This window comes from Candidatus Neomarinimicrobiota bacterium (genome assembly GCA_041862535.1).
GTDB lineage: Bacteria > Fidelibacterota > Marinisomatia > SCGC-AAA003-L08 > TS1B11.
Genome location: JBGVTM010000291.1, coordinates 1 through 2,056, shown reverse-complemented (window position 1 = coordinate 2,056; position 2,056 = coordinate 1). Strand labels below are relative to the sequence as shown.

Sequence of the window (2,056 nt, the reverse complement as noted above, 5' to 3'; positions counted from 1 at the left end):
CCGGTGACCGGGGTGTTCAGCAGGCGGCAGGCCTCGCCCATACCGGCCACTGCTTCCTTGAACTGGTAGTAAATCTCCGGGTCAGTGGGATTGCCGAAATTGAGGCAGTTGGTGATGGCCGTGGGACGGGCTCCGGTGCAGACCACGTTGCGTGCCGCCTCGGCCACGGCAATCTTGCCGCCGGTAGCAGGATCGAGCCACGCGTAGCGCCCGTTGCCGTCGGTGCAGAGGGCCAGGGCTTTGTGGCTGTCCTTAATCCGGATGACGGCTGCGTCGGCCCCGGGACCGACCACGGTATTGGTGCGCACTGTGCTGTCATACTGCTCGAACACGAAGCCCTTGTGAGCGATATTGGGCCGGGCCAGGAGCCGCAGCAGGGTGCCATTGTAATCCTGCGGCTCGGGCAAGGCCTCCAGATCGAGCCGGTTGGCCTCATCCAGGTAAGCCGGTCTGTTAGCCGGCATGGCGTACTGAGGCGCCCCACCACCCAGTACCAATTCCTGGCAGGGGATATCCGCCACCTTTTTACCGCTGGCAAAAACCTCCAGGTTGCCGGTATCGGTCACTTCGCCGATGGGGGTGCAGTCCAGGTCCCAGCGCTCAAAGATACTCTCCAACTCCTGCTCGAAGCCTTTCCGGATCACCACCAGCATCCGCTCCTGGGATTCGGATAGCATGATTTCGTAGGGGATCATCCCCTCTTCGCGGAGGGGCACGGCGTCCAGGTTCAAGCGGATGCCCGCCTGCCCTTTGGCGGCCATCTCCGAGCTGCTGCAGGTGATCCCGGCGGCACCCATATCCTGCATGCCCACCAGGAACGGGCGCCGGACCAGTTCCAAAGTGGCTTCCAGCAGGAGCTTTTCGGTAAAAGGGTCTCCCACCTGCACATTGCTCTTGCGGGACTCGGACTCTTCGGAGAGCTCCTCACTGGCGAAGGTGGCCCCGTGAATCCCATCCCGGCCCGTTTTGCTGCCCACAAGGTAGACCGGGTTACCAGCGCCTTTGGCCATCGCCCGGGCTACACGGTCGTGCCGCACCACGCCCACGGACATGACATTCACTATCGGATTGCCCTTGTAGGCATCGGAGATGATCACCTGCCCCCCGACAGTAGGAATGCCCAGGCAGTTGCCGTAGTCGGCGATGCCCCTGACCACCTGATCCAGCAGGAAGCGGTTATGGGGATCATCCAGACTGCCGAAGTGAAGCGGATCAAGGCAGGCGATGGGCCGGGCGCCCATGGTGAAGATATCGCGCATAATGCCGCCAACGCCGGTGGCCGCACCTTGATAAGGCTCAATGGCCGAGGGGTGATTGTGGCTTTCGATCTTGAAGGCCACCGCCAGGCCATCCCCGATGTCCACCAGCCCGGCGTTCTCCTCCCCCGCCGACACCATGAGCCGGCCTCCGGAACGGGGCAGGGTCTTGAGGACCTTGATGGAGCTTTTGTAGGAGCAGTGCTCGCTCCACATGACGGAGAATATGCCCAGCTCGGTGAAAGTGGGTGTGCGCCCTAGCAGGTCTACTATCCGGGCGTATTCGTCGCGGGAGAGGCCGTGTTCCAGGGCCAGGTCTTCGTCAACCTGCGGCTCCTGAATGATATCATCGATTGCCAATGGATGCTCCCTATCTCAGGCTGTTAGATTCCGGCACCGCCAAATCCGTGTGCTCAGGTGATAATTGACGTGACGAGTTGAGGTGAATTTAACCGTAAAGCGGGAAATTGGGTAATAGGTTGCTGGGATTAAAATGCGAATAGTGATATCACGATTAAAAAGTGAGGTAGCGTACCCCACATCGTAGCAGCTTCCATGAACAAAAAGGGGTCAATGATCCCTTTCCTCGTCGGAACGGCGGGATTTTCCCACCAGGGATCCATCCGGGAGAACCCGCGACTCCTTGATAGAAAAAAGGAGACTCAACGTCCCCTTTTTGCCCTGTCGGAACGGCGGGATTTTCCCACCAGGGATCCATCCGGGAGAACCCGCGACTCCTTGATAGAAAAAAGGAGACTCAACGTCTCCTTTTTGCCCTGTCGGAACGGCGGGATTTTCCC

Annotated in this window: 2 protein-coding genes; one reads left to right on the top strand and one right to left on the bottom strand. The window is 59.9% G+C overall.

The window, feature by feature from the left end:
* Positions 1 to 1,616 (bottom strand): phosphoribosylformylglycinamidine synthase subunit PurL (gene purL, locus ACETWG_10760; protein ID MFB0517065.1); only part of this gene is annotated, 1,616 nt, incomplete at its 3' end.
* 213 nt (positions 1,617 to 1,829) lie between these two features.
* On the opposite strand from purL, the gene ACETWG_10755 reads away from it, so the two are divergent.
* The coding region (locus ACETWG_10755; GenBank protein MFB0517064.1) for a hypothetical protein at positions 1,830 to 2,056 on the top strand (227 nt) is incomplete at its 3' end.